Source organism: Kaistella palustris DSM 21579, from assembly GCF_000422265.1.
In the GTDB taxonomy this organism is placed as follows: domain Bacteria; phylum Bacteroidota; class Bacteroidia; order Flavobacteriales; family Weeksellaceae; genus Kaistella; species Kaistella palustris.
Map to the genome: position 1 here is coordinate 1 of NZ_AULL01000009.1, position 1,496 is coordinate 1,496.

At 38.6% G+C, this 1,496-nt stretch carries 1 protein-coding gene; it reads right to left on the minus strand.

Features of this window, described 5'->3' with window-relative positions:
• On the minus strand, positions 1-1,395 hold a 1,395-nt coding region (locus H562_RS0101105; protein ID WP_034690376.1), incomplete at its 3' end, for an IS1182 family transposase.
• Between the last annotated feature and the right edge of the window lie 101 nt (positions 1,396-1,496).

Sequence of the window (1,496 nt, forward strand, 5' to 3'; positions counted from 1 at the left end):
TTGTCTTCGTTTTATTTCACCTATTTCGCTCAAGAGATTTTCCCGAACTCTATCCTTATGGCGTTCTAAATTTTGGTTCCGTTCTATTATTCTATTTCCCTGCGCTTTGTGGCAAGTCCCTCGCAGCGGACAACCATTGCAGTTTTGAGCCTGGTACAGCGAACTTGTCTGAGCGTAACCGCTTTTGGTTTTTCGATTTTTAGAACATATCCTCTTCATCGGTTGCCCCATCGGACAGATATACTGATCTTTCTCTTCGTTGTAATAGAGTTTATCGCGGTGAAAGTCATCGTTAATTTTCTTTCTTTTCGATTTTAAAATACCCTGTTCCTTATCGAAGGTATTGTATTTCACGAAGGTTTCTATATTTTTTTCTTCCAGAAAATCATAATTCTCTTCACTGCCATAGCCTGCGTCAGCGGTAAGTTCTTCCGGCAAAAACTGATAAAGTTCTTCAAAAGTTTTGAGGTGTGGTTTAAGCGTATTTAAATCATTGGTGCTTTGGTGTAAAGTATAATGAATAACGAACTGCGATTCGGAACTTACCTGGACATTGTAAGCGGGTTTAAGTTGTCCATTCTGCATATGATCATCTTTCATGCGCATAAATGTGGCATCTGGATCGGTTTTGCTGTAACTGCCACGTCCGGCCAAAACTTTTTCCTGCTGCTCGTATTTATCCAGGTTCTGAGAAAAATTCTTTTGAATGTATCTTAATTTTGCCTTTGCTTTAGTGGAAGCATTCGGATTTTTGCTGATGATCTCTTCTATTTTCCTGGTGGTTTTCTCTATTTTATCTTTATCGATAGTTTTAAACTCCGGTGGTGTAGGATCGCTGTCTTCTTCATCAGCAATACTTTGGGCATATTTCCACATTTCTTCGAGTTGCTCTGCCATCTTTTCTTTTCTGGTTTTTATTGCATTGCCCCAAACAAAGGTATATCTCCCGGCAACAGATTCAATCTTGGTTCCATCGGTAAAAACTTCTTTCAAGCTAACGAGTCCTTCCTCTGCTAATAACAGGACGACCTGTTTAAAAATATCTTTGAAAATAGTCTTGAGTTTCTTGCTCCGAAAACGTGCAATGGTGTTATGGTCTGCGACCTGTTGAGCGGACAACCACATGAAATTGATATTCTCCCGCATCGCTTTTTCGATTTTCCTGCTGGAATAGATATTATCCATATAAGCGTAAACCATTACCTTGAGCATCATCTTGGGATGAAAGCTGGGTTTGCCATCTTTACTATACTCCTCAATGAGCAGTCTCAGATCAAGTTGCTCAATAACCCCATTAACGATGCGAACAGGATGACTTTCCGGAATCAATTCCTCGATTGAGGGCGGGAATAACCAGTTTTGTTGTTGATTATAATCTTTAAATTTAATATTCATATCATTGATTATCAATACTTAAAGATACAAAACAACTATAAAATAGACAATACTTTGCAAAAAAAATCACAAAAAAACCGCCTCAGTTTTGAGACGGCTTC